26 protein-coding genes and 2 pseudogenes are annotated in these 25,005 nt (G+C 60.8%); 24 read left to right on the plus strand and 4 right to left on the minus strand.

Going from position 1 to position 25,005, the window contains the following annotated elements; genetic code table 11:
* Positions 1-319 precede the first annotated feature (319 nt).
* From XI04_RS04100 to XI04_RS04115, 4 genes and pseudogenes are all read left to right on the plus strand, one after another.
* Positions 320-1,243 carry a DUF2493 domain-containing protein gene (locus tag XI04_RS04100; protein ID WP_271596697.1) on the plus strand — a complete coding sequence of 308 codons (924 nt, stop codon included), beginning with the start codon at positions 320-322 and terminating at the stop codon, positions 1,241-1,243.
* 139 nt (positions 1,244-1,382) lie between these two features.
* Positions 1,383-1,913, plus strand: coding sequence for a hypothetical protein (locus XI04_RS04105; protein WP_271596696.1), 531 nt, complete (start codon positions 1,383-1,385; stop codon positions 1,911-1,913).
* A gap of 500 nt (positions 1,914-2,413) precedes the next feature.
* A complete protein-coding gene (locus tag XI04_RS04110; RefSeq protein ID WP_036006807.1) occupies positions 2,414-2,734 on the plus strand; it encodes a DUF736 domain-containing protein in 321 nt (106 codons plus the stop codon).
* A gap of 71 nt (positions 2,735-2,805) precedes the next feature.
* Positions 2,806-2,917, plus strand: a pseudogene (locus XI04_RS04115) (DUF736 family protein); the annotation flags it as partial.
* A gap of 67 nt (positions 2,918-2,984) precedes the next feature.
* Here the strand turns inward: XI04_RS04115 and XI04_RS38795 are convergent.
* Positions 2,985-3,233, minus strand: a complete 249-nt coding sequence (locus tag XI04_RS38795) for a helix-turn-helix domain-containing protein (protein ID WP_442868215.1) — start codon at positions 3,231-3,233, stop codon at positions 2,985-2,987.
* Positions 3,234-3,788: 555 nt separating this feature from the next.
* On the opposite strand from XI04_RS38795, the gene XI04_RS04120 reads away from it, so the two are divergent.
* The 20 genes and pseudogenes from XI04_RS04120 to XI04_RS04215 all read left to right on the plus strand — a co-directional run bounded on the left by XI04_RS04120 (position 3,789) and on the right by XI04_RS04215 (position 21,798).
* Positions 3,789-4,070, plus strand: coding sequence for a helix-turn-helix transcriptional regulator (locus XI04_RS04120; protein WP_036006809.1), 282 nt, complete (start codon positions 3,789-3,791; stop codon positions 4,068-4,070).
* 22 nt (positions 4,071-4,092) lie between these two features.
* Entirely contained in the window at positions 4,093-4,974 is an 882-nt protein-coding gene (locus XI04_RS04125) for a replication initiator protein A (protein WP_225155230.1), read from the plus strand.
* Positions 4,975-5,263: 289 nt separating this feature from the next.
* Positions 5,264-5,728, plus strand: a complete 465-nt coding sequence (locus XI04_RS04130) for a DUF2840 domain-containing protein (RefSeq protein ID WP_271596695.1) — start codon at positions 5,264-5,266, stop codon at positions 5,726-5,728.
* Positions 5,725-6,237 carry a S26 family signal peptidase gene (locus tag XI04_RS04135; RefSeq protein ID WP_225155232.1) on the plus strand — a complete coding sequence of 171 codons (513 nt, stop codon included), beginning with the start codon at positions 5,725-5,727 and terminating at the stop codon, positions 6,235-6,237. Before XI04_RS04130 ends, XI04_RS04135 begins: the two co-directional genes overlap by 4 nt.
* Entirely contained in the window at positions 6,234-7,067 is an 834-nt protein-coding gene (locus tag XI04_RS04140; RefSeq protein ID WP_333913922.1) for a lytic transglycosylase domain-containing protein, read from the plus strand. The genes XI04_RS04135 and XI04_RS04140 overlap by 4 nt, the downstream gene beginning before the upstream one ends.
* A gap of 511 nt (positions 7,068-7,578) precedes the next feature.
* The gene (locus tag XI04_RS04145; RefSeq protein ID WP_225155234.1) at positions 7,579-9,342 is read left to right on the plus strand and encodes a relaxase/mobilization nuclease domain-containing protein; all 1,764 of its coding nucleotides are present in this window, start codon (positions 7,579-7,581) and stop codon (positions 9,340-9,342) included.
* A gap of 36 nt (positions 9,343-9,378) precedes the next feature.
* A pseudogene (locus XI04_RS04150) lies at positions 9,379-10,116 on the plus strand (type IV secretory system conjugative DNA transfer family protein); the annotation flags it as partial.
* 56 nt (positions 10,117-10,172) lie between these two features.
* Complete coding sequence (locus tag XI04_RS04155) at positions 10,173-10,598, plus strand: CopG family transcriptional regulator (RefSeq protein WP_225134410.1); 426 nt, start codon at positions 10,173-10,175, stop codon at positions 10,596-10,598.
* A gap of 132 nt (positions 10,599-10,730) precedes the next feature.
* Positions 10,731-12,059: an MFS transporter gene (locus tag XI04_RS04160; RefSeq protein WP_271596693.1), complete on the plus strand. Its 1,329-nt coding sequence runs from the start codon at positions 10,731-10,733 to the stop codon at positions 12,057-12,059.
* Between the two features lie 214 nt (positions 12,060-12,273).
* Entirely contained in the window at positions 12,274-13,188 is a 915-nt protein-coding gene (gene trbB, locus XI04_RS04165) for a P-type conjugative transfer ATPase TrbB (RefSeq protein ID WP_271596692.1), read from the plus strand.
* A gap of 1 nt (position 13,189) precedes the next feature.
* Positions 13,190-13,513 (plus strand): TrbC/VirB2 family protein, encoded by a 324-nt coding sequence (locus tag XI04_RS04170; RefSeq protein WP_036006829.1) that lies wholly within the window; start codon positions 13,190-13,192, stop codon positions 13,511-13,513.
* Positions 13,513-13,776: a VirB3 family type IV secretion system protein gene (locus XI04_RS04175; RefSeq protein WP_036006831.1), complete on the plus strand. Its 264-nt coding sequence runs from the start codon at positions 13,513-13,515 to the stop codon at positions 13,774-13,776. The genes XI04_RS04170 and XI04_RS04175 overlap by 1 nt, the downstream gene beginning before the upstream one ends.
* A gap of 10 nt (positions 13,777-13,786) precedes the next feature.
* The gene (trbE, locus tag XI04_RS04180) at positions 13,787-16,228 is read left to right on the plus strand and encodes a conjugal transfer protein TrbE (RefSeq protein ID WP_271596691.1); all 2,442 of its coding nucleotides are present in this window, start codon (positions 13,787-13,789) and stop codon (positions 16,226-16,228) included.
* Positions 16,225-16,953: a P-type conjugative transfer protein TrbJ gene (gene trbJ, locus XI04_RS04185; RefSeq protein ID WP_271596690.1), complete on the plus strand. Its 729-nt coding sequence runs from the start codon at positions 16,225-16,227 to the stop codon at positions 16,951-16,953. Before trbE ends, trbJ begins: the two co-directional genes overlap by 4 nt.
* The gene (gene trbK-alt / locus XI04_RS04190; protein WP_271596689.1) at positions 16,953-17,324 is read left to right on the plus strand and encodes a putative entry exclusion protein TrbK-alt; all 372 of its coding nucleotides are present in this window, start codon (positions 16,953-16,955) and stop codon (positions 17,322-17,324) included. The genes trbJ and trbK-alt overlap by 1 nt, the downstream gene beginning before the upstream one ends.
* Complete coding sequence (gene trbL / locus XI04_RS04195) at positions 17,321-18,547, plus strand: P-type conjugative transfer protein TrbL (RefSeq protein WP_271596688.1); 1,227 nt, start codon at positions 17,321-17,323, stop codon at positions 18,545-18,547. Before trbK-alt ends, trbL begins: the two co-directional genes overlap by 4 nt.
* Before the next feature lie 93 nt (positions 18,548-18,640).
* A complete protein-coding gene (trbF, locus tag XI04_RS04200; protein ID WP_271596687.1) occupies positions 18,641-19,324 on the plus strand; it encodes a conjugal transfer protein TrbF in 684 nt (227 codons plus the stop codon).
* Positions 19,321-20,355: a P-type conjugative transfer protein TrbG gene (gene trbG, locus XI04_RS04205; RefSeq protein WP_271596686.1), complete on the plus strand. Its 1,035-nt coding sequence runs from the start codon at positions 19,321-19,323 to the stop codon at positions 20,353-20,355. The genes trbF and trbG overlap by 4 nt, the downstream gene beginning before the upstream one ends.
* Positions 20,352-21,563 (plus strand): TrbI/VirB10 family protein, encoded by a 1,212-nt coding sequence (locus tag XI04_RS04210; protein ID WP_271596685.1) that lies wholly within the window; start codon positions 20,352-20,354, stop codon positions 21,561-21,563. Before trbG ends, XI04_RS04210 begins: the two co-directional genes overlap by 4 nt.
* A 4-nt stretch (positions 21,564-21,567) precedes the next feature.
* Positions 21,568-21,798 carry a DUF2274 domain-containing protein gene (locus XI04_RS04215; protein WP_271596684.1) on the plus strand — a complete coding sequence of 77 codons (231 nt, stop codon included), beginning with the start codon at positions 21,568-21,570 and terminating at the stop codon, positions 21,796-21,798.
* A gap of 189 nt (positions 21,799-21,987) precedes the next feature.
* Here the strand turns inward: XI04_RS04215 and XI04_RS04220 are convergent, their stop codons facing one another.
* The 3 genes from XI04_RS04220 to XI04_RS04225 all read right to left on the minus strand — a co-directional run bounded on the left by XI04_RS04220 (position 21,988) and on the right by XI04_RS04225 (position 24,891).
* Positions 21,988-22,893 (minus strand): TauD/TfdA dioxygenase family protein, encoded by a 906-nt coding sequence (locus tag XI04_RS04220; RefSeq protein ID WP_333913958.1) that lies wholly within the window; start codon positions 22,891-22,893, stop codon positions 21,988-21,990.
* Between the two features lie 853 nt (positions 22,894-23,746).
* Complete coding sequence (locus XI04_RS38800; protein ID WP_333913917.1) at positions 23,747-24,055, minus strand: FMN-binding negative transcriptional regulator; 309 nt, start codon at positions 24,053-24,055, stop codon at positions 23,747-23,749.
* Positions 24,056-24,504: 449 nt separating this feature from the next.
* Positions 24,505-24,891: a hypothetical protein gene (locus XI04_RS04225; RefSeq protein ID WP_271596683.1), complete on the minus strand. Its 387-nt coding sequence runs from the start codon at positions 24,889-24,891 to the stop codon at positions 24,505-24,507.
* Positions 24,892-25,005 lie beyond the last annotated feature (114 nt).

Raw genomic sequence — 25,005 nt, forward strand, 5'->3', positions numbered from 1 at the left:
TTCGATCGACGTTAATAGGTCGGTCATAACGAGGCCATTGCCGGAAGAGGACGCGACCTCGGCCTTCTAGAGGGCGATCGGACGGCAAGCGGACCGGGCCGGCAATGGCTGCGCCCGGCTATTTTCCGCCGCGCGCCGGCGATGCAGACACAACAGCCATCAAACCGGCGCGCTTTGCATCGCGAAGCAAAATAGCCGGCCTCCGCCATCCTCCGCTGCCGCTTCGGCCCTTGCGGGTTCTGGCCCGCTCCGCCCGCCGTCTGAGTGATCGCCACGAAGGCCGCGATGGGCGCGGCCGATCCGGCAAAGGATCCCTCCAATGACCGTCCACGACGACATTGAACCGCCGCACGCCTCTTCTCCAACTGACCACGTCCTCACCGAGCTACAACTCTTCGGCTACCGTCCCTTCGACGACCAGCCTGACCCACGGCCGCTTCCCGAGGGAAAGATCATCGCCGGTGCTGTCGCCGATATCTTTGATGCCCTGGTCGCGACGTTGAGCGACACCCGGCTTGAACCGGACCTCGACGATCTGCTCTGGTCGACCGTCAACCTGTTCCACCGCGCCGTCGACCGCATCGGACGCCAACTCGACGACAACGAACAGGCGCAGCACAAAAGCCAGCGCGACCAAGACGGCTCCGAAGTGCGATCGGTCGAACTCGAGCGCGTGACGGCCGAAGGCATCACTTTGATCGAGCGCCGCAACTGCCTGGAGCTCTTCCGCGACCAGGCCATCGAGCGCTTTGAGACTCACACCGGATCGCCCTGGCGCCCTCGGTCAGGATCGCTCGTGAACCACCGCACGCTGACCGCGGCGATGATTGACTCCCGCGACTTCATCGCAGCCAAGCGTCGCGCCGAAACCGAGGTCATGTTGCCGCCGGGACCAAAGATCGCGCTTACCGGCGGGCTCGACTTCAATGACCACAACCTCATCTGGGACCGCCTCGACAAGGTTCATGCCAAGCATCCCGACATGGTCCTGCTCCACGGCGGCTCGCCCAAAGGAGCCGAGCTTATCGCCTCTAAATGGGCGACCAATCGCAGGGTGCCTCAGATCGCCTTCAAGCCTGACTGGACAAAGCACGCCAAGGCAGCCCCATTCAAGCGCAACGACGCCATGCTCGAACTCCTGCCGATCGGCGTCATGCACTTCCCGGGCACGGGAATCCAGGACAACCTGGCAGACAAAGCGAAGCGGCTCGGCATCCCCGTCTGGAGGTTCGGCGGCGCGTGAGCGCTGCCTTCTCGCCTCCGGCGTGAACGCGGAGTTGCATGCGCCGCAACTCTGCCTCGTTTCGGCTCCATATCGAAAATTGCGCCGTGGTGGTGGTGGAAGGCGCGACTGTCAGATCTATGCATATGGAGCCACCACTATGCTTGCCCTTGGGCTCGTTCTCAACACACTCGGCATCGGCTTCTTCTGCTGGGCGATCTTTGCGCTCGCTGTGTATGCCCTGCCGTTTTTCGTCGCTCTCAGTATCGGAATAACGGCGTTTCAGAATGGTGCCGGCGTGGTCGGTGCGCTGCTTATCGGAACGGCCGGTGGCGCGTTGACGCTTGCCTTCGGTCAGGCCGCCGTCGCGATTACCCGGTCCTTGGCTTTGCGCATCGCGATCGCAACAGCATTTGCTATTCCCGCCGCCGTGGCCGGCTATCATGTGGTGTTCGCCGTGTCCCAGATCGGGGTGCCTTCGTTGGCTTGGCGTGAGGTCTTCGTTTGCCTGGGCGCGGTTTGCATTGGGGTCACGTCATGGACGCGCTTGATCGTTCTGGCGAAGACCCGCCCGCTCGAGCCGGGTGGAGTGATGGAGAGTCCGTCTAACCAGTTCTTACGGCCGGAAGGCCCGAGGGATGACCGTTTACCGCCTTCGTCGTCGACAGGTTCGCATAAATCGGCGCGCTGAACGGGGGATGATCGAGCCCTGAGCGCGGGGGGCCAGTCCTCCTCGGAACTACTCGATCAAAGCCGCCGGCATTTGGGTCTGGCCCACGCAGCCGCGGCGGAGCCGTGTTGCCTAGCTCCGTTGCTGGGAGACGATACCGCCCTTTGCAGCAAATTGTTTCTTTTTCTGCGCTGAATCGTTCCAACCTCTTGTTCAGCAAAACCGAGATAAGCCATGTCTTCTCCCGAGATTGCGGTTCAGCACGCGGACGCACGTGGCCTCGTTGATGGCTGGATCTGGCCGAAGACCGGCTTCGCCTCGATCGTCTGAGCCGCAACGCCGTTGATGCGACTTTCTTCCCCTGGGCTTCGCCCATTCCTCGCGAGACAAGAAAGTCGCCACAACGGCGTCCTCCGCTCCGCTCCGGCCCGCGAGCGGGTGCGTCGCCGATCGTCTTCGGCCTGCAGATCGCCATCGAGGCCGCGATGGTCGCGGGCTCGAAACACAACAGGAGAAGTGACATGGCTAACATCGGTTCCTTCAAGAAGGTCGGCAACGATTTCCAGGGCGAGATCGTCACCCTGAGCCTGCAGGCCAAGGGCGTCCGCATCGTCGCCGAGACCAACCGCTCCAACGACAACGCTCCCAGCCACCGCATCTATGTGGGTCGCGCGGAGATCGGCGCGGCCTGGTCGAAGCGCTCCGAGGAGGGCCGGGACTACCTCTCGCTCAAGCTCGACGATCCTTCCTTCAACGCTCCGATCTACGCCAACCTGTTCGATGACGAGAGCGGTGAAGGCTACACCCTCCTCTGGTCGCGGCCACGCAAGAGCGGCGAGTAAGAGCGCCTCACCAAGCCCCGTCCGGTCCGCCGGGCGGGGTCTTCGCGGCTGGCCTGAGGCAGCTTGCGATTTACCTCTCAGTCAGGCTCAACGATCCGAACCTAGCGGCCCCCAATCTACGCCTCGCCCGTCAAGATCGAAGGCCGCGAGGGCTTCACCCTGATTTGGTCCCGCCGCAGCGGCGTCTGGTCCCTCCGGGATCATCAGCCCGCCTCTCGGAGGCGAGGCCGGAATCCAGCGGGTATGAGTTTTACTCTCCGATCTTAGCCGAGAATCTCAAGGTACTCAAATCTCGGCCCGGCGGCTGCCCCATATACTTCTTGAACATTGCCGAGAAGGCAGCGGCGGATTCATATCCGAGTTTATCGGCAAAGCTATGATAGGACGCCGGATCGCAATTCCCTCGACGCCATGCCATCAGGAACCGTCGGCCCCATCTGTCGAACGTCATTCCTGTCTCACGCTCAACATGGCGACCCAAACCCTGTTTGCTCATCACGACGACCTCTGCTCAATCGGCGTGTGTTCGCCGGTTTCCGGGGTCTTCGAGTACGATGTAGGCGATCCGTTCAGCTGCGGATCCGCCGCCAGTTGCCATATAGAGGCAATCCATTGTCGCTCGCTCAATTCCTCAATCAGCAAGTCGGCAACGCGGCAATGTCGAGGCCCCGCCGCGTAGTCACCTCCAAGATCGTGAAGATGAACCAACAGAGAAATCTGGCGATCAGTCCAGCCGTTTACTCTCGATGAAATGGGCCTCAGGATAGGCTCAAATTCGGCGAACCTCGTGTCACCAATTGCAAATCCGCGCAAATTTTCCTGCACGATTTCCTTGCCGAGTAGTTCTCGAATTCGCTTCTCCAATTCTCAAGGCAAAAGCAGAAGCAACTGCTGCTCCTGGGCCGGGCGCAGGGATGAGTAGCGCAGTCCCCGAGGGTGCCGAAAATCGCACCCCCAACATTCGGCATCCCCCTCCGAGGTTCTGCTCCTCCATGATGACCGCACACACGCCGGCCTAGCCAAGCGTAGTGCGCTGTCATCCTGGAGTTCTCAAATGCCCGATCCGATGGCCGGTCTCCCCCCGCGATTCCTGCGTACGCCAGAGGCCGCGCGTTACCTTGGTCTGTCCGGCCGCACGCTGGAGAAGCACCGCACATACGGTACTGGACCGACGTATCGTAAGATTGGCGGACGTGTTGTCTACGCCGTCGATGACCTGAAAGCGTGGGCCGATCTCGGCGCCAAGACGTCGACATCGGATCCCGGCAAGGGGACCGTGCTGCCCGCCAAGAAGCATCCGGCCCTGCGTCCCTATGCAGGTCAGGAACGTCGCTGATAGCCGCGTGAGAGCAGTGACTATGCGGCGCAAACACCATGCAGAGCGCGAGCTGCTTGAGCTCTTTCGGGCGCTGCCCGGCGATCTCGCGCCGCGCGATGCGCAGGATCTGATGGCCTATCCGTTCTTCTCGCTTGCAAAAACAAAGCGAACTGTGCCGATCGATTTCCGCGCGGGTGCGATCTCAATTCGTGTCGAAGCCGTGCCGGAACACGGCATGGCGACGATCTGGGATGCAGACGTTCTGATCTGGGCCGCGTCCCAGATCGTCCAAGCCCGTGATACTGGCTTGAAGACGTCGCGCCTGATGGCTGCAACGCCTTACGAGATTTTGACGTTTGTGGGCCGCGGCACCAGCGCACGTGACTATGACCGCCTGAAGGCTGGTCTTGACAGACTTCAGTCAACGACCGTGCTGACGTCGATCCGTCAACCGGCAGAACGGCGACGCCATCGCTTCTCCTGGATCAACGAGTGGAAGGAGACGGCGGATGCAAATGGCCGCCCATTCGGGCTCGAGCTGATCCTGCCGGATTGGTTCTACGCCGGCGTCATCGACGACGCGCTCGTGCTGACGATTGATCGAGCCTATTTCGATCTGACCGGCGGGCTTGAACGGTGGCTCTACCGCCTAGTGCGCAAGCACGGTGGGCGCCAGGACGGCGGCTGGAGTTTTGACCTTGTGCACCTCCATGCCAAGTCCGGCATCCTCTCGCCGCTCAAGCATTTTGCCTACGACGTACGTCAGATCGTTCAGCGCCAGACATTGCCCGGCTATCAGCTCGTGCTCACACGGGATCCTGATGGCACCGAGCGGCTGAACTTCGCGCCAACGCCTGTTCATCCCTTAACGGCACGCTTGCGTCGGCGCGGTCTCATTCCAAATTCGGAGGACAACCTGTGAATCAGCTCGTGCTATCGGGGACCGCAACCCTCGTGCTATCGGGGACCCGATCCTCGTGCTATCGGGGACCGGAATCGAGATTAAGAGCTTGTTTCTCCTCGCTTTCCGGCCGCTCTAACTTTACTAACCAGAAATCCTTCGGATTTCTTCTAACGCACCAGGCCGAAAACCTCGTTGGAGGCGATCGGCAGCAGCAGGCCGCCAGTTCTGTTTGGCTCTCCAAGTCGCATACGCTATTCGCCGAACCCCATGCTTACGGCTGCCAACTCCAGCGTCAGGGAGCCGCGGCATGAGCGATCTCACGGAAGTGGAAGTTCTGTGGCTTGAGAAGCGTATCGAAAACCGCATTCGGTTCGGTCGAGTTGTTGCGGAACGGAAGCTTGATCGCCACCGGCGTGTCCTGTCATTTGCGCCCGGCAGCATCTTTGCCTTCGTCCGATGGACCTCAAACGACTTTGGGACGATCATTTCGCGCATCGACATCTTGCGCGCGGTCGCACCGGGACAGCGCTGCTCGACCATCCCGTATGTGAAGCCGGGTGGGGAGATCTTGCTGCGGCTCGCTGGTTGGCCGAAGGTCGAGCGAGTGCTGCAGATGACCGACGCCATCGAGGCGCTCGGCATCGATCCAGCTGATGTCGCACCTGATCATTGGCATCACGTTCACAACCGTCTGTCCGTCAACGAAAACCCGCGGTCCTACACGAAAGCACGCCACCGGGCCTGGCTTCATCGCCAAAAGGTGATGCGATGACAGGCCGCCTCATGATGCTGGCTATGATGATTGGGGCCGCTGCTGCGCTCGTCGCGACGATCGTCCTGGAGCCGCTTCCGCTTTTCATCTGGAACGCATCCGCGAGCGTTCCGATCGGTCTCTACCGCCTCCGCCCGGCGGACCAATTCCAAGTCACTGAATTGGTCGCCGTGCAGCCGCCGGAGCCGCTCGCGGCCTTCCTCGACCTCAACGGCTATTTGCCCATTGGCGTACCCATGCTGAAGCGCGTGCTTGCTCTTCCCGGCCAGAGTGTTTGCAGAACCGGCCTCAAGATTTCGGTCGACGACATTGCAATGGGCGAGGCGAGGGATCGCGACGGACGCGGGCGGCCATTGCCGAGATGGCAGGGCTGCCGCGTCGTCGGCGACGGCGAACTGTTTCTGATGAACTGGCAGTCGGACGACTCTCTTGATGGCCGGTATTTTGGATTTCTTCCGGCGTCTAGCGTGATCGGCCATGCGATGCCGGTGTGGACGTGGGAGGAGTGATCGTGCGCATTCGACGTGTTCTCCTCGCCATTCCCTTGTTCGATCGATTGCGGGATCATTCCTCCGCCTCGATCGATGTCTGCAAGACCGGCGCGAGCCCGACGGCGTGGTTGGGTCGGTTGGGCACGCGCATTTGTGCTGTCGTGCCCTTGATGCTTCTTCTGACCGCGTTCGACGGTGAGGCTTTGGCCCAGAGTGGATCAGCCGCCCAGCCGGCGATCAGTCAGACCGCTCACTCATTTGCCGGCTTCATCAATGAAGCCTCACAACGCTTTGCGATTGCGCCGAACTGGATCCGATCAGTCCAAAGCATCGAGAGTTCTGGTGATGTGCACGCCAGATCGCCAAAAGGCGCAATGGGCCTGATGCAAATCATGCCGGCGACTTGGGCGGACCTTCGCGAGCGCTACAATCTCGGGAACGACCCCTACGACCCGCACGACAACATTCTGGCCGGCACGGCGTACTTGCGCGAACTGCTCGATCGGTATGGCTCGCCTGGCGTGTTTGCCGCGTACAACGTGGGACCATCACGCTATGAAGAGCATCTCGCAGGCGGCCCTCTGCCAGAAGAGACGCGAGCATACGTCGCAAAGCTTACAAATCTGCTTGCCATCGACCTGCCGGCGAGGTGGACGTCCAGCAGCCATTCATCAAAGGCTGGGACGCTATTCGTCAGGCGACCCGATCTCATGAAAACGCGCCGTCAGTTGCTGGCGCTCGTGCCGCCGGGCGATGTCATGACGGCAATCTCGGCGCCCGATGCGCCCATGGTCCCCCGGCCTATTGGCGTGTTCGTCCCTCAATCGGGTTCGGGAACATCGCAATGATCAGGTGTGCGGGTCCGCAAGCTGACGGCGTATGGGCGATGCCTTCGGCCCGCGCTCTACTCGTCGCTTCGCTCCTCACCGAGCCACCCTTCGGGTGTCTCGGCCCTTCGGGTAACGATCGCTATCGCAAGCGCTCAGAAGCACTCGGGCTTCGCAAGTCGGCTGCCAAGTCGCTGCTGCTCTTTCGCAATGAGGCGGTCAGCCGACGTGCTCGGGCGGGGGCTATTCGAGGATCCGCCGCAATGACCCGAACTGCATTACGTTGCAAATCGCCGCTCCTTCCGAGGGCCTGGTGGCTTGGACGTTGGGTCCTGGGAATCAGCAGCCAGGAGAACGCGATGGCAGGACGGCTAGATAAAAGGGGCTCGCCGGTCGAACCGCAAGCCATTGGCATGGCTTGGGTTCTGGCGTGCCGGTCGGTCGGGGCGCGTGCCGCGCCTAGCAATTTTACGAATGCAATCAAAGGTGTTTTCGGCACCGTTCGTGCTTTTGATCGTTGGGAGGCCCTGTAGTGAGCGTGGGCGACAGCGACCTGCGTATACGGCCTGGACGCATTCGTAGTACCCGCGCGCCGAAGCCCAAGAGCTTCATCAATCAGGTGCTGCGGGCGGCGAAGAAAGCAGGACATACCTCGGGTCAGACAGTGGTGGGCAGGCGCTCGACGGCTTATGGGCACTCGACGTTTGGCCGCGGGCGCCTGGCCTTTAGCCGCGCCAGAATGTTCAATCCAACGCGGCGCGTTGTGGTGAAGGCGCGCGTGGTTCGTCACAAAGGCGGAGCGTTCCGTTCCGCACCATTGACCGCGCACCTTTCATATCTGAAGCGCGACGGCGTGACCCGGAGCGGTGAGCGGGCCGAGATGTTCGATGCCGGCGGCGACCGCGCTGATAGCGCGGCTTTCGCAGAACGCTGCAAGGACGACCGGCATCATTTCCGGTTCATCGTCTCGCCGGAGGACGGCGGCGACATGACCGATCTGAAGGCGTTTACCCGCGACCTCGCCAGGCAGATGGAGACCGACCTCGGCACCCAGCTCGATTGGGTGGCTGTCGATCATTGGAATACCGACAACCCTCACGTCCATCTTCTCGTCCGTGGGATAGATGAGGAAGGGGCGGATCTCGTGATCTCTCGCGACTATATCAGCAAGGGCCTGCGCTCGCGCGCTGAGGAACTGGTCGCCATCGAACTGGGCCCAAAACCGGAGCACGAGATCCGGAATTCGTTGGAGAGGGAAGTCACGGCGGAACGATGGACGCGGCTCGATCGGGAGATCCGGCTGGCGGCCGATGAGACCGGCCATATCGATCTTCGCGCAGAGAATCCCGGCAAGTCCGATTCCGAGATCCGGCGCCTGATGATCGGTCGCCTTCAACACCTGGAGAAGATGGGCCTTGCCGCGTCCGCCCTACCGGGAGAATGGATGGTCGGGCTCGAGGCCGAGCGTAGCTTGCGTGACCTCGGTATGCGCGGCGACATCATCAAGACCATGCACAGGGCCTTTACCGAGCGTGGGGAAGCGCGCGGCGTTGCCGATTTCGTCATCGAGGTTGGACAGCCGGCATCCCAGATTATCGGACGACTGGTCGACCGTGGACTGCATGACGAACTGACCGGCGAGGCCTATGTCCTGATCGACGGAACAGACGGACTGGCGCACCATGTGCGCTTTCGAGGCCTAGAGGCTTTCGAACATGCTCCGCCGGCCGGCGGCATCGTTGAAGTCCGACGCTTCGGTCAAGCCGGCGATCCGCGGCCGACCGTGGTGCTCGCAACCCGTTCCGACCTCGATCTTGGTGAGCAGATCACTGCGAGGGGAGCAACCTGGCTCGACCACAGGCTGGTCGAACGCGACCCCATGCCGCTTGCCATGGGCGGATTCGGCCGAGAGACCCGCGACGCCATGAAAGCCCGTACCGAGCATCTGATCCAGGAGGGCCTGGCGCAGCGGCAGGGCCAGCGCCTCATCTTGCGGCGCGACCTCCTGAACACGTTGCGCCGACGCGAGCTGGACGAGGTGGCTTCAAAAATCTCGGCCGACACCGGCCTTCCTCATGTGAACGACGCGTCCGGGGAGCATGTGGCGGGCACGTACCGCCAGCGGGTGACGCTCACCTCGGGACGCTTCGCTATGATCGATAACGGGCTCGGCTTCCAACTCGTGCCGTGGTCGCGCGAACTCGAGAACAAGCTTGGCCAACACGTCACCGGTGTCGTGAAAGACGGCGGTGGCATCGAATGGGGTTTTGGTCGGAAGCGCGACCTCGGCCTCTAGGTATCTCGCCAATTCAGTTGCGGAAGGGCGCTAGGAATGTCCGGAACCAAAATCCTCTGGGGTCAGCTGATCGTTGTCGGCCTGATCGTCTTGCTGGCCATCTGGGGAGCAACCGAGTGGACGGCCTGGCGACTTGCCTACCAGCCCGAGCTTGGGCGGCCCTGGTTCGAGCTGTTCGGCTTCAAGATCTACTATCCGCCGATCTTCTTCTGGTGGTGGTTCGTCTACGATGCCTATGCGCCGCAGGTCTTTGTCGAGGGCGCCTTCATCGCAGCATCAGGGACCGCCGTTTCGATCGCGGTGGCGATCGCCATGTCGGTGTGGCGCGCGCGTGAAGGGAAAAATGTCGAGACCTATGGTTCAGCGCGTTGGGCTGGTGCGGAAGAGGTCCGAGCGGCCGGACTTCTTGGTCCGGATGGCGTGGTGCTGGGCAAGCTCGATCGCGACTACCTCCGCCATCACGGGCCGGAGCACGTGTTGTGTTTTGCACCAACCCGGTCCGGCAAAGGCGTCGGTCTTGTCGTCCCGTCCCTGCTGGCTTGGCCAGGCTCGGCCATCGTGCATGACATCAAGGGCGAAAACTGGCAGCTGACCGCGGGTTTCCGCTCGCGGCACGGCCGCGTCCTGTTGTTCGATCCAACCAACCCAAAGTCTTCAGCCTACAACCCGCTGCTGGAGGTCCGGCGCGGGGAGTGGGAGGTCCGCGACGTCCAGAATGTCGCCGACGTCCTGGTCGACCCCGAAGGCTCGCTCGACAAGCGGAACCATTGGGAGGTGTCGCCAGTCAAGTCGCCATGGATCCGAATGACGGTATGGAGCTCTGAGGCAATATGCGCGATCGGATGAACGTCTATTTTCCGCCAGAGCTGCTGAAACAGATCTCGGAGCTCGCCGATCGCAAGAAGCTTTCCCGGTCTGCCATCGTGGAAGCTGCGGTCGCCTCCTTTCTTTCACCCGACGGAGCGGACAGGCGGGAGGCAGCGTACGCCCGGCGCCTCGATCGGCTGTCGCGTCAGATGCAGAGGTTGGAGCGCGACGTGGGTTTGACGGCCGAAAGCCTGGCGCTCTTCATACGGTTCTGGCTGACGATCACGCCGCCACTACCGAATGACGCGCAGGCGGCCGCGCAAGTAAAAGGCCGGGAGCGGTTTGAAGGATTTGTCGAGGCACTCGGGCGCCGCCTGCAAAAGGGGCAAAGCTTTCTCCGCGAGATTCCGGAAGATATCCGCCGTCAGGAACCGGTCGACGAATCCTGACCGAGCGTCATGGATGCGCAAACGCGCCGACCCTTCTTTTTCTACGCCAGCCTACGACCGCAGCGATTTAGCCGAACCGCGCAAAGCTGGTCACGCTATCGGCTTGCACGAGCCGACAGAAAGGGGGCCAGCATGCAGATTTCAGGGGCATGGCGCCTCACCGCGCGCGTATTTCTCCCGTTTGCGGTCGGATATTATCTTTCGTATCTGTTTCGAACGATCAACGCTTTGATCGCCAGTCATCTCAGCTCTGATGCCGGGGTTGGGGCTGCCGACCTCGGGTTGCTTACCTCGGTCTATTTCCTCGTTTTTGCGGCGGCGCAGATCCCAGTCGGCATATTGTTGGACCGCTTTGGTCCGCGTCGCGTCCAGAGTGTTTTGCTCTTGCTCGCAGCAGTGGGCGCCGGACTGTTCGCAGTATCGACCGGCTTCCTGTCCCTTTTGATCGCCCGTGCAATGATCGGGCTTGGTGTCGCTGCAGCGCTGACTGCTGGACTGAAGTCCATCATCATCTGGTTCCCCAGGGAGCGAGTTGCCCTGCTGAACGGCTATATGGTCATGCTGGGATCGCTAGGAGCGGTGACCGCTACGGTCCCCGTCGAACACCTGCTCGCCTGGATGGGATGGCGGCAGCTCTTTGAAACTCTGGCGGCCGCTACCGGAGCGACGGCCATTCTCATCTATGTCGTCGTGCCTGAGCGGGTCATTGTCCCACCAACACCGCGCGCCACCCTTGGCTCCGTTTTTGCCGATCGTCGCTTCTGGCGAGTGGCCCCATTTTCGGCGACTTGCATTGGATCAGCCTGGTCTCTGCAAGGACTGTGGGCATCACCGTGGCTGACCGACGTGGAGGGGCTTGATCGCACAAGTCTCGTGAGACAGCTGTTCATAATGTCGATCGTCTTGAGCTGCGGCGCCTTGTTGTTCGGGATGACCGTCCACTACGTCAAGCAAAGAGGAATCAGGGCGGAGACGGTGTTAGCGACGGTTGCGGTGCTGTTTGTCGCAGCGCAGCTAGCTTTGATCCTGCGAGTGCCTCTGCCGTCCATCCTGCCCTGGTCCGTTGTCGCAATTGCCGGCACGGCGACTGTGGTCAGCTTCGCGGTGATAGCGGATTACTTTCCGCCGCAACTTGCCGGTCGTGCCAACGGCGCCTTGAACGTCTTGCACTTTGGTTGGGCTTTTCTGGCACAATACGCGACAGGTCTTATCCTGGAGCAATGGTCGGCGAACGATGGCCATCGGCCGCTCCAGGCCTATCAAGTCGCTTTCGGTCTCAACCTAGCGCTGCAGATCGCGGCGTTGGCCTGGTTCGCGCTGCCCGGGCGCCGATCCATCACTCCGTGGATGAGTTCAATCCTCGTCTTCAAGCCGGCTGATGATTCCCGAGCCGTCGAGTCGGTTGGGTTGTATGAGGATTCGATCATCCTCCTGCCTGCGGATGACGATGCGGAGTGGTGAGCTGCCGGCCGATTAAGTAGGCCTCAAACATGGGTTCTCAGTCTTTCTTTTTCTACGCTAGCCTACGATCACGCAAAGCGCTTGTTGCGCCAAGTCCACTGGTGCTTTTTCTAATCATCCCCATCTGAGGACGCGCTTTGGGCGTCCTCATTCGTGGGGGCGAGCGGTGGCAATCCATTCCATTCAATCGGAAGCGAATTCGCGCGGTGCGCGAATGCTGCGCAGCGCACTTGGCTCGGCGATTGCCGGCTACCTCGAAGACGAAGCGATCATTGAGGTGATGCTCAACCCGGATGGACGGTTGTGGATCGACCGGTTGTCGAATGGCCTGATCGACACAGGCGAAACTCTGTCGGCTGCGGATGGCGAACGCATCGTTCGCCTGGTTGCGCATCATGTCGGCGCGGAGGTGCATGCCGGTGCGCCGAGGGTATCGGCCGAACTGCCCGGGACCGGTGAGCGCTTCGAAGGACTCTTGCCCCCGGTCGTTGCAGCGCCAGCCTTTGCCATCCGCAAGCCCGCAGTCGCCGTGTTTACGCTCGACGACTACGTCGCCAGGGGGATCATGACCTCGAAGCAGGCCGAGATCCTGCAGAGCGCGGTCGCCGCACGGAAAAATATTTTGGTCGCCGGTGGGACATCGACCGGCAAGACAACATTGACGAATGCGCTCCTGGCCGAGGTGGCGAAGAGCTCCGATCGGGTCGTACTGATCGAGGACACTCGCGAGTTGCAGTGCAAAGCGCCCAATCTCGTTGCGCTGCGGACCAAGGACGGTGTGGCGACGCTGTCGGATCTCGTCCGCTCGTCCCTCCGACTGCGTCCTGATCGTATTCCGGTTGGCGAGGTCCGCGGTGCGGAAGCGCTCGATCTGCTCAAGGCCTGGGGCACCGGTCATCCCGGTGGCATCGGCACTATTCATGCGGGCACCGCGCTCGGTGCACTGCGGCGGCTTGAGCAGCTCATCCAGGAAGCCGTGATCACGGTTCCGCGGGCTCTGATCGCCGAGACCATCAACGTTATCGCGGTGCTGGCGGGACGCGGCGCCGACCGTCGCCTCGCTGAACTCGCCCTCATCTCGGGGCTCAGCGCCAGCGGCGACTACAATCTTTCATCAGCAGGAGACTGACATGCGTGTGCAATTTCGTTTTCTTCGAGGTGCATCGCTGGCTGCCTTCGGCACGGTGCTTTTGGCAGCGGTGCCGGCATGGGCCGCTGGTTCGAACATGCCATGGGAGCAGCCACTCAATCAGATCCTGCAATCGGTTGAGGGGCCGGTCGCCAAGATCATCGCGGTCATCATCATCGTCGTGACCGGGCTTACGCTCGCATTCGGGGACTCATCAGGTGGCTTCCGCCGGCTGATCCAGATCGTGTTCGGTCTATCGATCGCGTTTGCCGCCTCAAGCTTCTTCCTGTCGTTCTTCTCCTTCGGCGGCGGCGTGGTGATCTGATGGATGAGCCGATCACAGGCTTTGCCGGGCCCGTTCATCGCGCGCTCACCGAACCAATCCTATTGGGTGGCGCGCCGCGATCGGTTGCGATCGTCAACGGCACGCTTGCGGCAGCCCTAGGTCTGGGGCTGCGGCTCTGGATCGCGGGTCTGGTCCTCTGGTTTATCGGCCACATGGCCGCAGTCTGGGCCGCCAAGCGCGACCCGGCCTTCGTCGATGTGGTGCGCCGACATCTGCGCATCCCCGGTCATCTCAACACCTGAGCTCTCGGTCATGATGAACCTTGCCGAATATCGCCATTCCAATGCCCGGCTCGCCGACTTTCTGCCTTGGGCAGCCCTGGTGGACGAGGGAATCATCCTGAACAAGGACGGCTCGTTCCAGCGGACGGCGAAGTTCCGGGGGCCTGATCTCGACAGCGCAGTGCCGGCTGAGCTTGTCGCGGTCGCCGGTCGCTTGAATAACGCCTTGCGCCGCCTGGGATCCGGCTGGGCCGTATTCGTCGAAGCGCAGCGCCATTTTGCCGGTAACTATCCGCCGAACACCTTTCCGGATGTCGCATCTGCATTGGTCGACGCCGAGCGCAGAGCTCAGTTCGAAGAGGCGGGTGCCCACCATGAGTCCAGTTATTTCCTGACCTTCCTCTATCTGCCGCCGGAGGAAGGAGCGGCTAAGGCGGAGCGCTTGCTCTATGAAGGTCGCGACCGCACCGTTGGCGCCGACGCGCGCGAGGTGCTGCGGGGGTTTGCCGATCAAACGAACCGCGTATTGCAGCTCGTCGAAGGGTTCATGCCCGAATGTGCCTGGCTCGATGATCAGGACACGCTGACCTACCTGCACTCGACGATCTCGATCAAGCGTCATCGGGTTCGGGTGCCCGAAATTCCGATGTACATCGATGCGCTGTTGGCCGACCAGCCGCTGACCGGCGGCCTTGAGCCGATGTTGGGCTCAGCCCACCTGCGGGTTCTGACGATTGTCGGTTTTCCGGGGGCGACGACCCCCGGGATCCTGGACGAGCTAAATCGCCTGCCATTTTCGTATCGCTGGTCAACCCGCGCGGTCATGCTCGACAAGACCGATGCCACCAAGCTGCTGACCAAGATTCGGCGGCAGTGGTTTGCCAAGCGGAAGTCGATTGGGGCCATTCTCAAGGAGGTCATGACCAACGAGGCGTCGACGCTGCTCGATACCGACGCCCACAACAAAGCGCTTGATGCCGACGCGGCGTTACAGGAGCTGGGGTCGGATCAGATTGGGCAAGCCTTTGTCACAGCGACCATCACTGTCTGGGACCGCGATGCCAATGCGGCCGACGAAAAGCTCCGCTTGGTCGAGAAGGTCATTCAGGGTCGCGATTTCACCTGCATGATTGAGACGGTGAACGCCGTCGAAGCCTGGCTCGGCAGTTTGCCGGGGCATGTCTATGCGAATGTGCGGCAACCACCGGTGTCCACCCTCAATCTCGCCCATATGATTCCGATGTCGGCGGTGTGGGCGGGCGAAGCGAGGGATCTGCATTTCAAAGGTCCGCCGCTTCTGTTGGGCAAGACTGAGGGATCAACCCCGTTCCGATTCTCCCTCCATGTCGGCGACGTCGGGCATACCCTTGTGGTAGGACCGACAGGCGCTGGCAAGTCGGTGCTGCTCGCTCTGATGGCGTTGCAGTTCAGGCGTTATCCGAACTCTCAGGTCTTTGCGTTCGACTTCGGTGGCTCGATTCGGGCGACCGCCCTCGCCATGGGTGGTGATTGGCACGATCTCGGCGGCGCACTGTCCGACGAGAGCGAAAAGCCAGTCGCCCTCCAGCCGTTGGCGTGGATTGACGATCCCGCCGAGCGCGGATGGGCGACCGAATGGATCGGCGCGATCCTCGCCCGGGAAAAGGTCGAGATCACCCCGGAGGTCAAGGCTCATCTGTGGTCGGCGCTAACATCTCTCGCTTCGGCGCCGAGGGTGGAGCGTACCCTGACGGGCCTGTCAGTCCTGCTCCAATCGAACTCTCTGAAACGCGCCTTGCAACCATATTGCCTCGGCGGTCCTTCCGGGCGCCTGCTCGATGCCGAATTTGAGCGCCTTGGCGAGGCCTCCGTTCAGGCGTTTGAGACCGAAGGGTTGATTGGAACGAGCGCGGCACCTGCCGTGCTGGCCTATCTCTTTCATCGGATTGGAGACCATCTGGACGGCCGGCCGACTCTTCTTATTATCGATGAGGGGTGGCTTGCCCTCGACGACGATGATTTTTCCGGACAGCTCCGGGAGTGGCTGAAGACCCTTCGGAAGAAAAACGCTTCCGTCATCTTCGCGACCCAGTCGCTCTCGGACATCGATGGCTCTGCAATCGCGCCGGCGATCATCGAAAGCTGTCCAACGCGGCTGTTGCTGCCGAACGAGAGGGCGATCGAACCCCAGATCGCAGCCATCTACAGACGCTTCGGTCTCAACGACCGGCAGATTGAGCTACTGAGCCGGGCAACGCCCAAGCGCGACTACTACTGCCAGTCCCGTCGCGGCAACCGGATGTTCGAACTTGGCCTTGGTGAGATTGCGCTCGCATTCACTGCGGCCTCTGCCAAGACCGACCAGGCTGCCATTACGCAGCTCCTGGCCGAACATGGACCTGATGGCTTCGTACCGGCCTGGCTCCAGCACCGCGGTTTGGCCTGGACCCTCGACCTGCTCCCCAATCTCGTCAATCTGGAGAAATCACTATGAGGCGTCTTGGCCTATTGGCAGCCGCTGGCACCGTCGCGCTGATGCTCGGCATCGCGGTGCCCGCACGGGCGCTGATCGTCTTCGATCCCAACAACTACGTTCAGAACGTCCTGACAGCTGCGCGAGAGCTCCAGCAGATCAACAACCAGATCACCTCGTTGCAGAACGAGGCGCAGATGTTGATCAACCAGGCAAAAAACTTGGCGAACCTGCCGTACTCGTCGCTGCAGCAACTGCAATCCTCGATCCAGCGCACCCAGCAATTGCTGGCCCAGGCGCAGCGCATCGCCTATGACGTCCAGCAGATTGATCGCGCCTTCTCGACGAGCTACGCGCCAGCCGCCAGCAGCCAGTCGGATCAGTTGCTGATCTCCAATGCTCAATCGCGCTGGCAGAATTCATATGCCGCAACGCAGGATGCCCTTCGTGTCCAGGCTGGCATCGTTGGCAACCTCAATACCAATCGAATCCAGACGTCTGCACTCGTGACGTCGAGTCAGAGCGCTAGCGGCGCCCTGCAGGCAACACAGGCCGGCAATCAGATTCTCGCACTGAATGCGCAGCAGCTGGCGGACCTGACGGCTGTCGTGACGGCACAGGGCAGGGCGCAGAGCCTTGAAGCCGCGCAGCGCGCGGCGGCCCAGGACCAGGGCCGCGAACAGCTCCGACGGTTTCTTACGCCAGGGCAGGGCTATCAATCATCCAACGTGCAGATGTTCCACTGATGACTGACATCCAGACATTTAAGGCGCTGTCGCTACTTACGACAATCGGCGTGTTGGTCGTGACTGCCTGCACGATCCAGCTTCGTAGTGGCGAAGATGCGTCTGCGCTCCCAAAGACAGAGCAGACCACGGATGTTGACGTTTCCGATCTCGCCCGCTGCCGCACCGTCACGTCAGACGATGTCGGAGGCTATCAGCATTGCCAAAAGGTTTGGGCTGAGAACCGGCGCCGTTTCTTCGGCCGGAAAGACAGCGCAGCTCCGCTTCGGGGATCCGACCCGGCCGCTGGCCTGACACCCGCGCCAAAAGACCAGAGTCGGATGCCGCAGGGATATCCGTCGGTGGCGCTACCTGAAGCGAGCAAGCCATGACCAGTACAGGCATCATCGACCAGTTCCTTGAGACATTCACGCGCCACATCGATAATGGCTTCGGGCTGCTGGGGGGCGACGTCGGATATCTTGCAACTACGCTTGCCGCGATCGACATCACGCTTGCCGCGTTGTTCTGGAGCTGGGAGCCGGACGAGGACATCATCGCACGCCTCGTCAAGAAGACGCTCTTTGTCAGCGTCTTTGCCTACCTGATCAGCAATTGGAATAGCCTGGCGCGCATCGTCTTCGAAAGCTTTGCGGGTCTTGGGTTGAAAGCATCGGGCGCAAGCCTGTCCGCATCGGATTTCCTGCGGCCGGGAAAGATCGCTCAGGTTGGCCTTGATGCCGGCCGACCATTGCTCGAGTCCATATCCAACCTGATGGGCTACATCAGCTTTTTCGAGAATTTCGTCCAGATCGTCGTTCTCCTGTTCGCGTGGGTCGTGGTGCTGCTCGCCTTCTTCATTCTGGCGATCCAGCTCTTCGTCACCCTGATCGAGTTCAAGCTCACGACACTGGCCGGCTTCGTGCTCATTCCCTTTGGCTTGTTTGGCAAGACCGCTTTCGCGGCGGAGCGCGTTCTGGGCAACGTCATATCTTCCGGCATCAAGATCCTGGTCCTGGCCGTCATCGTCGGCATCGGCTCCACCCTGTTCTCGCAGTTCACCGCAGGTTTCGGCGGTGCACAGCCGACCATCGAAGACGCGATGACGCTGGTGCTCGCGGCGCTTTCCTTGCTGGGCCTCGGCATCTTCGGTCCGGGTATCGCAAACGGCCTAGTGTCGGGCGGACCTCAACTCGGCGCCGGCGCCGCGATTGGAACAGGCCTTGCTGCTGGCGGCATTGTTGCGGCAGGTGCGGGACTTGCTGCTGGCGGTGCCGGTCTCGCTGGCGGTGCTGTTGCAGGAGCCGCGCGCGGTGGCGGCGCTGTCATAACCGGAGCAGCAGCCGCGTATCGAAGCGGCGGCCTTGCCGGCGTCGCGGAGGGTGGCGCTTCCGCTGCGACGAGTCCATTGCGTCGAGCAGCGGCTGCGTTCGGAGGTAGCCAAGCGGGCGACCAGAGCGCGGGCGCTCCGGCCGAAGGGCAGCCTGATTGGGCTCGCCGCATGAAGCGTGCTCAGACGATTCGGCATGGTGCCTCCGCCGCTGGCCACGCCGTCCGCTCCGGCGATCATGGTGGCAGCGGCTCCTCCGTCGATTTGTCCGAAGGAGAACGCTGAGACGCAGTACTGCACCTCCGCCGCACGACAGCGCCTCAAACCTTCTATCGCAAGACTTGAAACCGATCACTCGATATCAGGGGGCAACCAGCGATGTTCAAACGACCATCAGTTCACTACGGGCGCATGCCCGAGCCGATTACGCCTTACCAAAAGGCAGCGCAGGCTTGGGACGAACGCATTGGATCTGCCCGCGTGCAGGCCAAGAACTGGCGCCTAATGGCGGTCGGCTGCCTGATGCTTTCAGCCGGTCTCGCTGGCAGCCTTGTGTGGCAATCGAGCCAGGGATCGATCACGCCTTGGGTAGTAGAAGTCGATCATCTCGGCCAAGCCCAAAGGGTTGCGCCGGCCAACATCGACTATCAACCTACTGACGCTCAGATCGCCTACCATCTGGCGCGGTTCATCGAGGACGTCAGAGGCTTGCCGGCCGACGGTATCGTTCTGCGCCAGAATTGGCTCCGGGCCTATGAGTTTACGACGGATCGTGGCGCGGCTGCGCTCAACGATTATGCACGCAACAATGACCCCTTTGCCAAGCTGGGCAAGGCTCAAATCTCCGTAGACGTCTCGAGCGTCATTCGCGCGTCTTCGGAGAGCTTTCGGGTCGCATGGACTGAACGCAGTTACGACAACGGTTCGCTGAGTTCGACCGAACGCTGGACAGCAATTCTCACGATCGCAATCGAGTCGCCGCGCGATGCCGAACGCCTGCGCAAGAATCCCCTTGGGGTCTACGTCCGCGCCATCAACTGGTCAAAGGAGTTGAGTCAGTGACCAAGACGCCGTCTGACGTTCATTCGAAGCATCCAGGTGCGCAAAGCGGGCTCAATTCGACTCGGCCCAAGTTCGTGTTAGCGAAGCGAGCAAGTTTCCACGCTCTCCTGCTTTGTTCGTCGATGCTTGGTGGATGCGCGACCTACATTCCGCCGGAGATCAGCTATGACGCTGAAGTTCCTCCGCTGCCGGCACCACCGGTGGCTCTCGACGACAAACCGAGACCGCTTCACGTTCCACCCCTCTGGAAGCCAGCTTTCGGCGGTAAGTCAGGAGGGAAGGAAAACGTAGAGCCGGTGAGCCGGGTTGAGATGGCAAACAGTGCGGCCCGTGTTGAACCGCGCAAGCGCGGGTATTTCAACGCGGCGCAAATCTACGCCTACAGTCCCGGGGCGCTTTATCAAATTTACGCCGCACCGGGGCAGATCACGGATATCGCGCTACAGGAGGGAGAACAGTTGACGGGATCAGGGCCGATCGCGGCCGGAGATACCGTACGCTGGGTCGTGGGCGATACCGAGAGCGGGAGCGGCGACACACGGCGCGTCCATATCCTGGTCAAGCCGACCCGAGCTTCGATCGAGACCAACCTGGTCGTCAATACCGATCGGCGGACCTACCTGATCGAACTGCGCTCCCGCGAGCGGCCATATATGCCATCCGTTGCCTGGTACTATCCGGAAGCAGTGCGCGAGCAGTCGCGTTCAGTTGCTCTGAAACCCGTTCTTCCGGAGCCGGCGCGGCGCATCTCCCGCTATGTCATCGAAGGGGACAGTCCACCCTGGCGGCCGATCGCCGCATATGACGATGGCCGCAAGGTCTATGTCGAATTCCCGCAAGGCATCGTGCAGGGCGAGATGCCACCGCTCTTTGTCATCGGCCCGGAGGGCAAGACCGAGCTCGTCAATTATCGCGCCTACGGTAACGTATTGATCGTCGATCGGCTGTTTGCAGCCGCCGAACTCCGGCTCGGCGGTGAGCACCAGCAGAAGGTCCGTATTGTCCGGACCGACGGAAGGCCGTCGTCATGAACACCCGCAATGGAAACGATCACGAGAAAACGGTTCCACCGGAGACACAAGTGGAGCGGTCAGAAAGCTTCCGCTTGAGAGCAGAGCATCCACGCGTGACGCGGTTGTCGCGGAACCTCTTGGCCGGCGGGAGCGCGGTCGTCCTGCTTGTCATAGGTGGGGCTGTGCTGTGGTCGCTGCAGCATAATCGCTCCCGAAATCAGGCGGCGGAGGAGCTTTATAGCACAGACCACCACAATGTTGCCGACGGTATTACGACCCTGCCGAAGGATTATGCTGGCGTTCCGCGCCAGCCAATCCCGCAGCTTGGTCCGCCGCTCCCCGGGGACCTCGGTCGACCGATCCTTGCCGCTCAAGGCCAGTCGCCGGCGATTGGCGCTTATCCGGACCAGCAGCGCCGGGATCAAGAGACCGAGGCAGCCCGCACCAGTCATCTATTCGCTTCGACGAACGGACGTGAAGTACGTCCGCCCACCGCGGCGCTTGTTGGAAGCGATCGCGTCGTGCCATCGAATCCAACGGGGACCGGGGATGACGCATCTGCACAAAGCGGTCAGGACCGAAAGCTTGCCTTCGTGAACGCCTCCGTGGATCGCCGTACGGTCAGCGCTGACCGCGTCACCAGGCCCGCCTCACCATACATCGTGCAGGCCGGGACGGTCATTCCGGGAGCGCTGATCACAGGGATTAGATCAGATCTTCCAGGCCAAATCACCGCGCAGGTGACGGAAAACGTATACGATACGCCCACCGGTCGGTTCTTGTTGGTACCGCAGGGCGCGCGCCTGATCGGGGTATACGATAGCCAGGTCACTTTCGGCCAGTCCCGCGTCCTGCTCGTCTGGACACGGCTGATCATGCCGAATGGACGGTCGATCGTTCTCGAGCGGCAGCCTGGCGCTGACACTGCCGGATACGCAGGTCTCGAAGATCAGGTCGACAATCACTGGGGCGAGTTGTTCAAGGCTGCGGCACTATCGACGTTTCTGGCGATCGGGACCGAACTGGGCGCCGGCTCGGACACCAATAGCAACGACAGTGCAATCATCCAGGCATTGCGACACGGCGCGTCGGACTCACTTAACCAGACGGGGCAGCAGGTGGTTCGCCGCAGTCTCAGCGTCCAGCCCACTCTAACCGTGCGACCTGGCGTCCCGGTTCGTGTTCTTGTCAATCATGACCTCATACTTACACCCTATAGAGGGTAACAAAATGCCAAAACTAAAAATAGGAGAGCTTCCAGACGACAAGCCGGTCAAAGTAAGTGCGGAGCTGCCTGCGGCGGTGCATCGTGATCTCATTGCATATGCAGAAGCGCTTACGCGTCAGGGTGGTCAAGTGGTCGATCCGACTAAACTCATCGCCCCCATGTTGGCGCGCTTTATGGCCACTGATCGAGGATTTTCTAAGCTGAAACGTGAAGCCGCTAGCGAAGGACAGTGATGCTCCAGTTTCCTCGAAGCCGTCGGTCGACGCTAAATAGCTTGCATGCATCAAGCTAGGCGCTGCCGAGTTGGCCTTAAGAGCTGAGATATCGCGTCCGAAAGTGTGTTTTCGCGTTTACCTTAAACAAGTCCGATTGCCAGATTTTCTCGATTTTCAGACGCGAGAGCGCTGGGCGTCGTCGTATAGTCATTCGGTCACCTTCAGGCGCGTTACACTGCTCCGGCCATCGACGCTGACAGGCACCTCACCCTCGATCGTGGCCCGACGTACGACGCGATGCTGGTTCCCGTAATCGTTGACCGCATAATGCTGCGTTGCGCGGTTATCCCATATCGCAATATCCCCCTCTAACCAGTTCCAGCGCACAGTGTTTTCGGGCGCGGTGATGTGAGACTGAAATAGGTCGAACAGCTTTTGTCCGTCGTATTTGGGGACATCAACAAACTGCTTCACCAAGGCGCCGAGCACTAGCGTCCGCTCGCCTGTTTCGGGGTGGACGCGTACGACGGGATGCTCCGTCTCAAAAACGGCTTTGGTGAACACCTCGTCAAAGTGCTTCTTGTCGACCTCGCGGAGACGCGCGATCCCAGCGTAATCGAAAACGTTGCTGTGAACGGCCCATAGGCCCTCGGCGAGCCGTTGTAGGGGCGACGGCAAACCAAGATAAGCGGCAGCTGTGTTAGACCACACGGTGTCGCCTCCGAACGGTGGCATTACCACGGCCCGCAGGACCAAGATCTTGGGATAGGCGTCGGCAAAGGTCCCATCCGCATGCCAAACGTCGGCGCGACCGCCACCGCGAGTGGAGTCCAGTTCGAGGAGCGACGCCCCCTTGGTAGCGCCGAGTATCGGATGTGGCACTAGCTTTCCCAGACGAGCGGAAAAGCGCTCCTGCTCGGCGTCATTGAGATGTCCTTGATTGCGGAAGAAGATCACCTTGTGCTCTAGCAATAAGCTGTTGATCGCAGCTATCGCGTGATCCGGTAGATCGCCTGATAGCTTGATATTCTTGACTTCGGCACCGATGCGCGCTGCACGTTTCACAATATCCGCGCTCGGAATGACGCCACCGATCAAAGTCATTGCGCTGATCTCGCTTTTCCAGGCCCTGGCAGGTCTCCCGCCCCCCTTGGAGCGAATGATCTTCAGCAAGCATCGTGCCAGAAAGACCAACATGTCCTCGACAATAGGCACTGAACGAATCGTGGTATTTGCCGCGAGTCATCGAACGGCATCGTGCCAAATCAACCTGTTCGAGAGTATTTGCTGGTCTACATGTCTCGGATGGTCATAGCGGGTATGTCCGCGATGTGAATCAGCTGACCGTTCCTCAAGGATGAAATGCGGGTGGAAAGCGTGACCATTTGCTGCTTTGTGGCTCTGTTTCTTGATGGATCATTTTAGGCAATGGCCATACCAGGCGGCGCTGGGCAAGCCATAACGCCGAATGGGCTTTTCGAGAGTTCGCTACTGCCAGCTGTACTCGACCTGACACGGGATTTGGGCTCTGTCGGAATACCGACAACTCTCCACATACTTTAGTAAGCTCAAGCTGACTGTTCCATTGGCGAATTCGCGAGTTAATTGACGACCCGAGGTAATGTCCCGTAATGCCGATGGAGCCCGTGAGAGTTGCAGATGTAAGATCGCTCTCTTTCGAGCGGCGCTCTTGGCGGCAGTTATGCACATTATCGTCTCGGTCCTGAAGTAGGATAAAAGCTGCAATTTCCTGGTCCTGCGTCAGTTTGCTCGCCGCTAGGCGGGTGGAGAAACGAATACGATCAGGCACGGGCGGTGGCTCATCTTGCGCTTGCCTTCTATCATGGTAAACGCGATGAAATCCGCGGGAGCATCGCTGACCGCCCACGGCGTCGCACGTCACGTCTCATGGAGATTCGTCAGTCGCGTCACGATCTGAAGCGGGCGATTGAGATTCTCGAAGAATTCAATCGGCCCATTGGCGTGGACTGCGATGTAAATTCCATGTCGGCACCATATGTTCGGCTTGTGGCTTGCTGGGAGACCAGGATGGCGTCTCGCAAGCCTCTGCGCCAGTAAAGATCGCCAGAGCGGTCCGATCGGGCAATGCGCGATTGCGGATTGCTAAGTTCACTTCGCCGGCGGCTTGCCCAGCGTCTTTGTCTACTGGACAATAGACCGAGCCGCCGCCATGGTGCGGAACGTCGTGGCACCGGCGGTAGGGCTGGTCCACAGCGGCTCCTGCGGTCGTTTGTTCCGTAATGTCCGGAAGCATCCCAATTTCCAGGAAACGGATGCTTTCTCGGGCACTTAAGCGCTGTTAGCGGAACGACCGTACAGCTATTCGTGAGGCTTATGGGCACGGGGGCCCCTTGGCACGTCGCTGCCTCACTTGGGCGCAGTTCTCTTGATCTTTCTCAAGCGATGCCCCTTCTGCAGCAGTGGAGGAGGCGCGCCTGCCGCGCAGCGCTGGCAAAGGCGTCGTGGTCGACGATTCTACGACGGATCAGCTTCGGGCAAGGCCAGGAAACTGAAATCGCATCCAACTTCCAGGGGTCCGGCGAGTACCGTGGTTCAAGAGCCGCCCCTCCTCATTGCCTCGATGCTGGCTCGGGCGAGCCCCCAATCGTCAGACTTCAGAAGGGCAACTTCCACACGAAATAGAGAAGCGCAGCGATTGCCACCCAGAAAAGTATGCCGCGGAAGATGAAAGCGAGCGCCATTTTAATCGACATCTTGCCCAAGCCGCTGCGCCATGGCGATTCCATCGATCGCGTCTGCCAGCCCTTCCAAGAAAGTCCGATACCACGCGTCATCGTCGGGAAGGTCCCATTCTTGTAGGCTGCCGACGTAACGCGTCAGAGCAATCACGCCTGCGATCGTGGTTGGGGTTGAACGGATGAGCACGTTCCCATGCTCCGCGAGAGCACGGTTCCTTTGACAGCTGATTTCGTCGGCGGCATCAAACTCGGGTCCCGAATCGAGCTTTGCCGATACGGACAGGGCCGCATCGTAATGTGCCAACAGCTCGCGATGTCGCTCGATCACTAGGAAGGTTAGATCCCGATCGGCTGCAGCAGTCGACTGGGGAGAAATTTCCTGCGATGACAATGTTGGCCCCAAGCAAGTAGCAGGGCTACGTTAGCATGGTGGCCATGATGATAATCAGCGTAGAAGGTCCTTCATCTGCGGTATTTCTGCTCGATCGTCTTGGCATTCAGGCGA

Origin of the sequence: Bradyrhizobium sp. CCBAU 11430 (assembly GCF_028128855.1) — a bacterium.
Classification (GTDB): Bacteria; Pseudomonadota; Alphaproteobacteria; order Rhizobiales; family Xanthobacteraceae; genus Bradyrhizobium; species Bradyrhizobium ottawaense.

Bases quoted from the DNA above. Each gene is read 5' to 3' on its own strand.
- trbL (WP_271596688.1), top strand. From the start codon at position 17,321: ATGACCAGTACAGGCATCATCGACCAGTTCCTTGAGACATTCACGCGC.
- XI04_RS04160 (WP_271596693.1), top strand. From the start codon at position 10,731: ATGCAGATTTCAGGGGCATGGCGCCTCACCGCGCGCGTATTTCTCCCG.
- XI04_RS04155 (WP_225134410.1), top strand. From the start codon at position 10,173: ATGCGCGATCGGATGAACGTCTATTTTCCGCCAGAGCTGCTGAAACAG.
- XI04_RS04110 (WP_036006807.1), top strand. From the start codon at position 2,414: ATGGCTAACATCGGTTCCTTCAAGAAGGTCGGCAACGATTTCCAGGGC.
- XI04_RS04125 (WP_225155230.1), top strand. From the start codon at position 4,093: ATGCGGCGCAAACACCATGCAGAGCGCGAGCTGCTTGAGCTCTTTCGG.
- trbJ (WP_271596690.1), top strand. From the start codon at position 16,225: ATGAGGCGTCTTGGCCTATTGGCAGCCGCTGGCACCGTCGCGCTGATG.
- trbK-alt (WP_271596689.1), top strand. From the start codon at position 16,953: ATGACTGACATCCAGACATTTAAGGCGCTGTCGCTACTTACGACAATC.
- trbF (WP_271596687.1), top strand. From the start codon at position 18,641: ATGTTCAAACGACCATCAGTTCACTACGGGCGCATGCCCGAGCCGATT.
- XI04_RS04215 (WP_271596684.1), top strand. From the start codon at position 21,568: ATGCCAAAACTAAAAATAGGAGAGCTTCCAGACGACAAGCCGGTCAAA.
- XI04_RS04170 (WP_036006829.1), top strand. From the start codon at position 13,190: ATGCGTGTGCAATTTCGTTTTCTTCGAGGTGCATCGCTGGCTGCCTTC.
- XI04_RS04175 (WP_036006831.1), top strand. From the start codon at position 13,513: ATGGATGAGCCGATCACAGGCTTTGCCGGGCCCGTTCATCGCGCGCTC.
- XI04_RS04135 (WP_225155232.1), top strand. From the start codon at position 5,725: ATGACAGGCCGCCTCATGATGCTGGCTATGATGATTGGGGCCGCTGCT.
- XI04_RS04120 (WP_036006809.1), top strand. From the start codon at position 3,789: ATGCCCGATCCGATGGCCGGTCTCCCCCCGCGATTCCTGCGTACGCCA.
- XI04_RS38800 (WP_333913917.1), bottom strand. From the start codon at position 24,055: ATGCTTCCGGACATTACGGAACAAACGACCGCAGGAGCCGCTGTGGAC.
- XI04_RS04210 (WP_271596685.1), top strand. From the start codon at position 20,352: ATGAACACCCGCAATGGAAACGATCACGAGAAAACGGTTCCACCGGAG.
- XI04_RS04105 (WP_271596696.1), top strand. From the start codon at position 1,383: ATGCTTGCCCTTGGGCTCGTTCTCAACACACTCGGCATCGGCTTCTTC.
- XI04_RS04100 (WP_271596697.1), top strand. From the start codon at position 320: ATGACCGTCCACGACGACATTGAACCGCCGCACGCCTCTTCTCCAACT.
- trbB (WP_271596692.1), top strand. From the start codon at position 12,274: ATGCTGCGCAGCGCACTTGGCTCGGCGATTGCCGGCTACCTCGAAGAC.
- XI04_RS04130 (WP_271596695.1), top strand. From the start codon at position 5,264: ATGAGCGATCTCACGGAAGTGGAAGTTCTGTGGCTTGAGAAGCGTATC.
- trbE (WP_271596691.1), top strand. From the start codon at position 13,787: ATGATGAACCTTGCCGAATATCGCCATTCCAATGCCCGGCTCGCCGAC.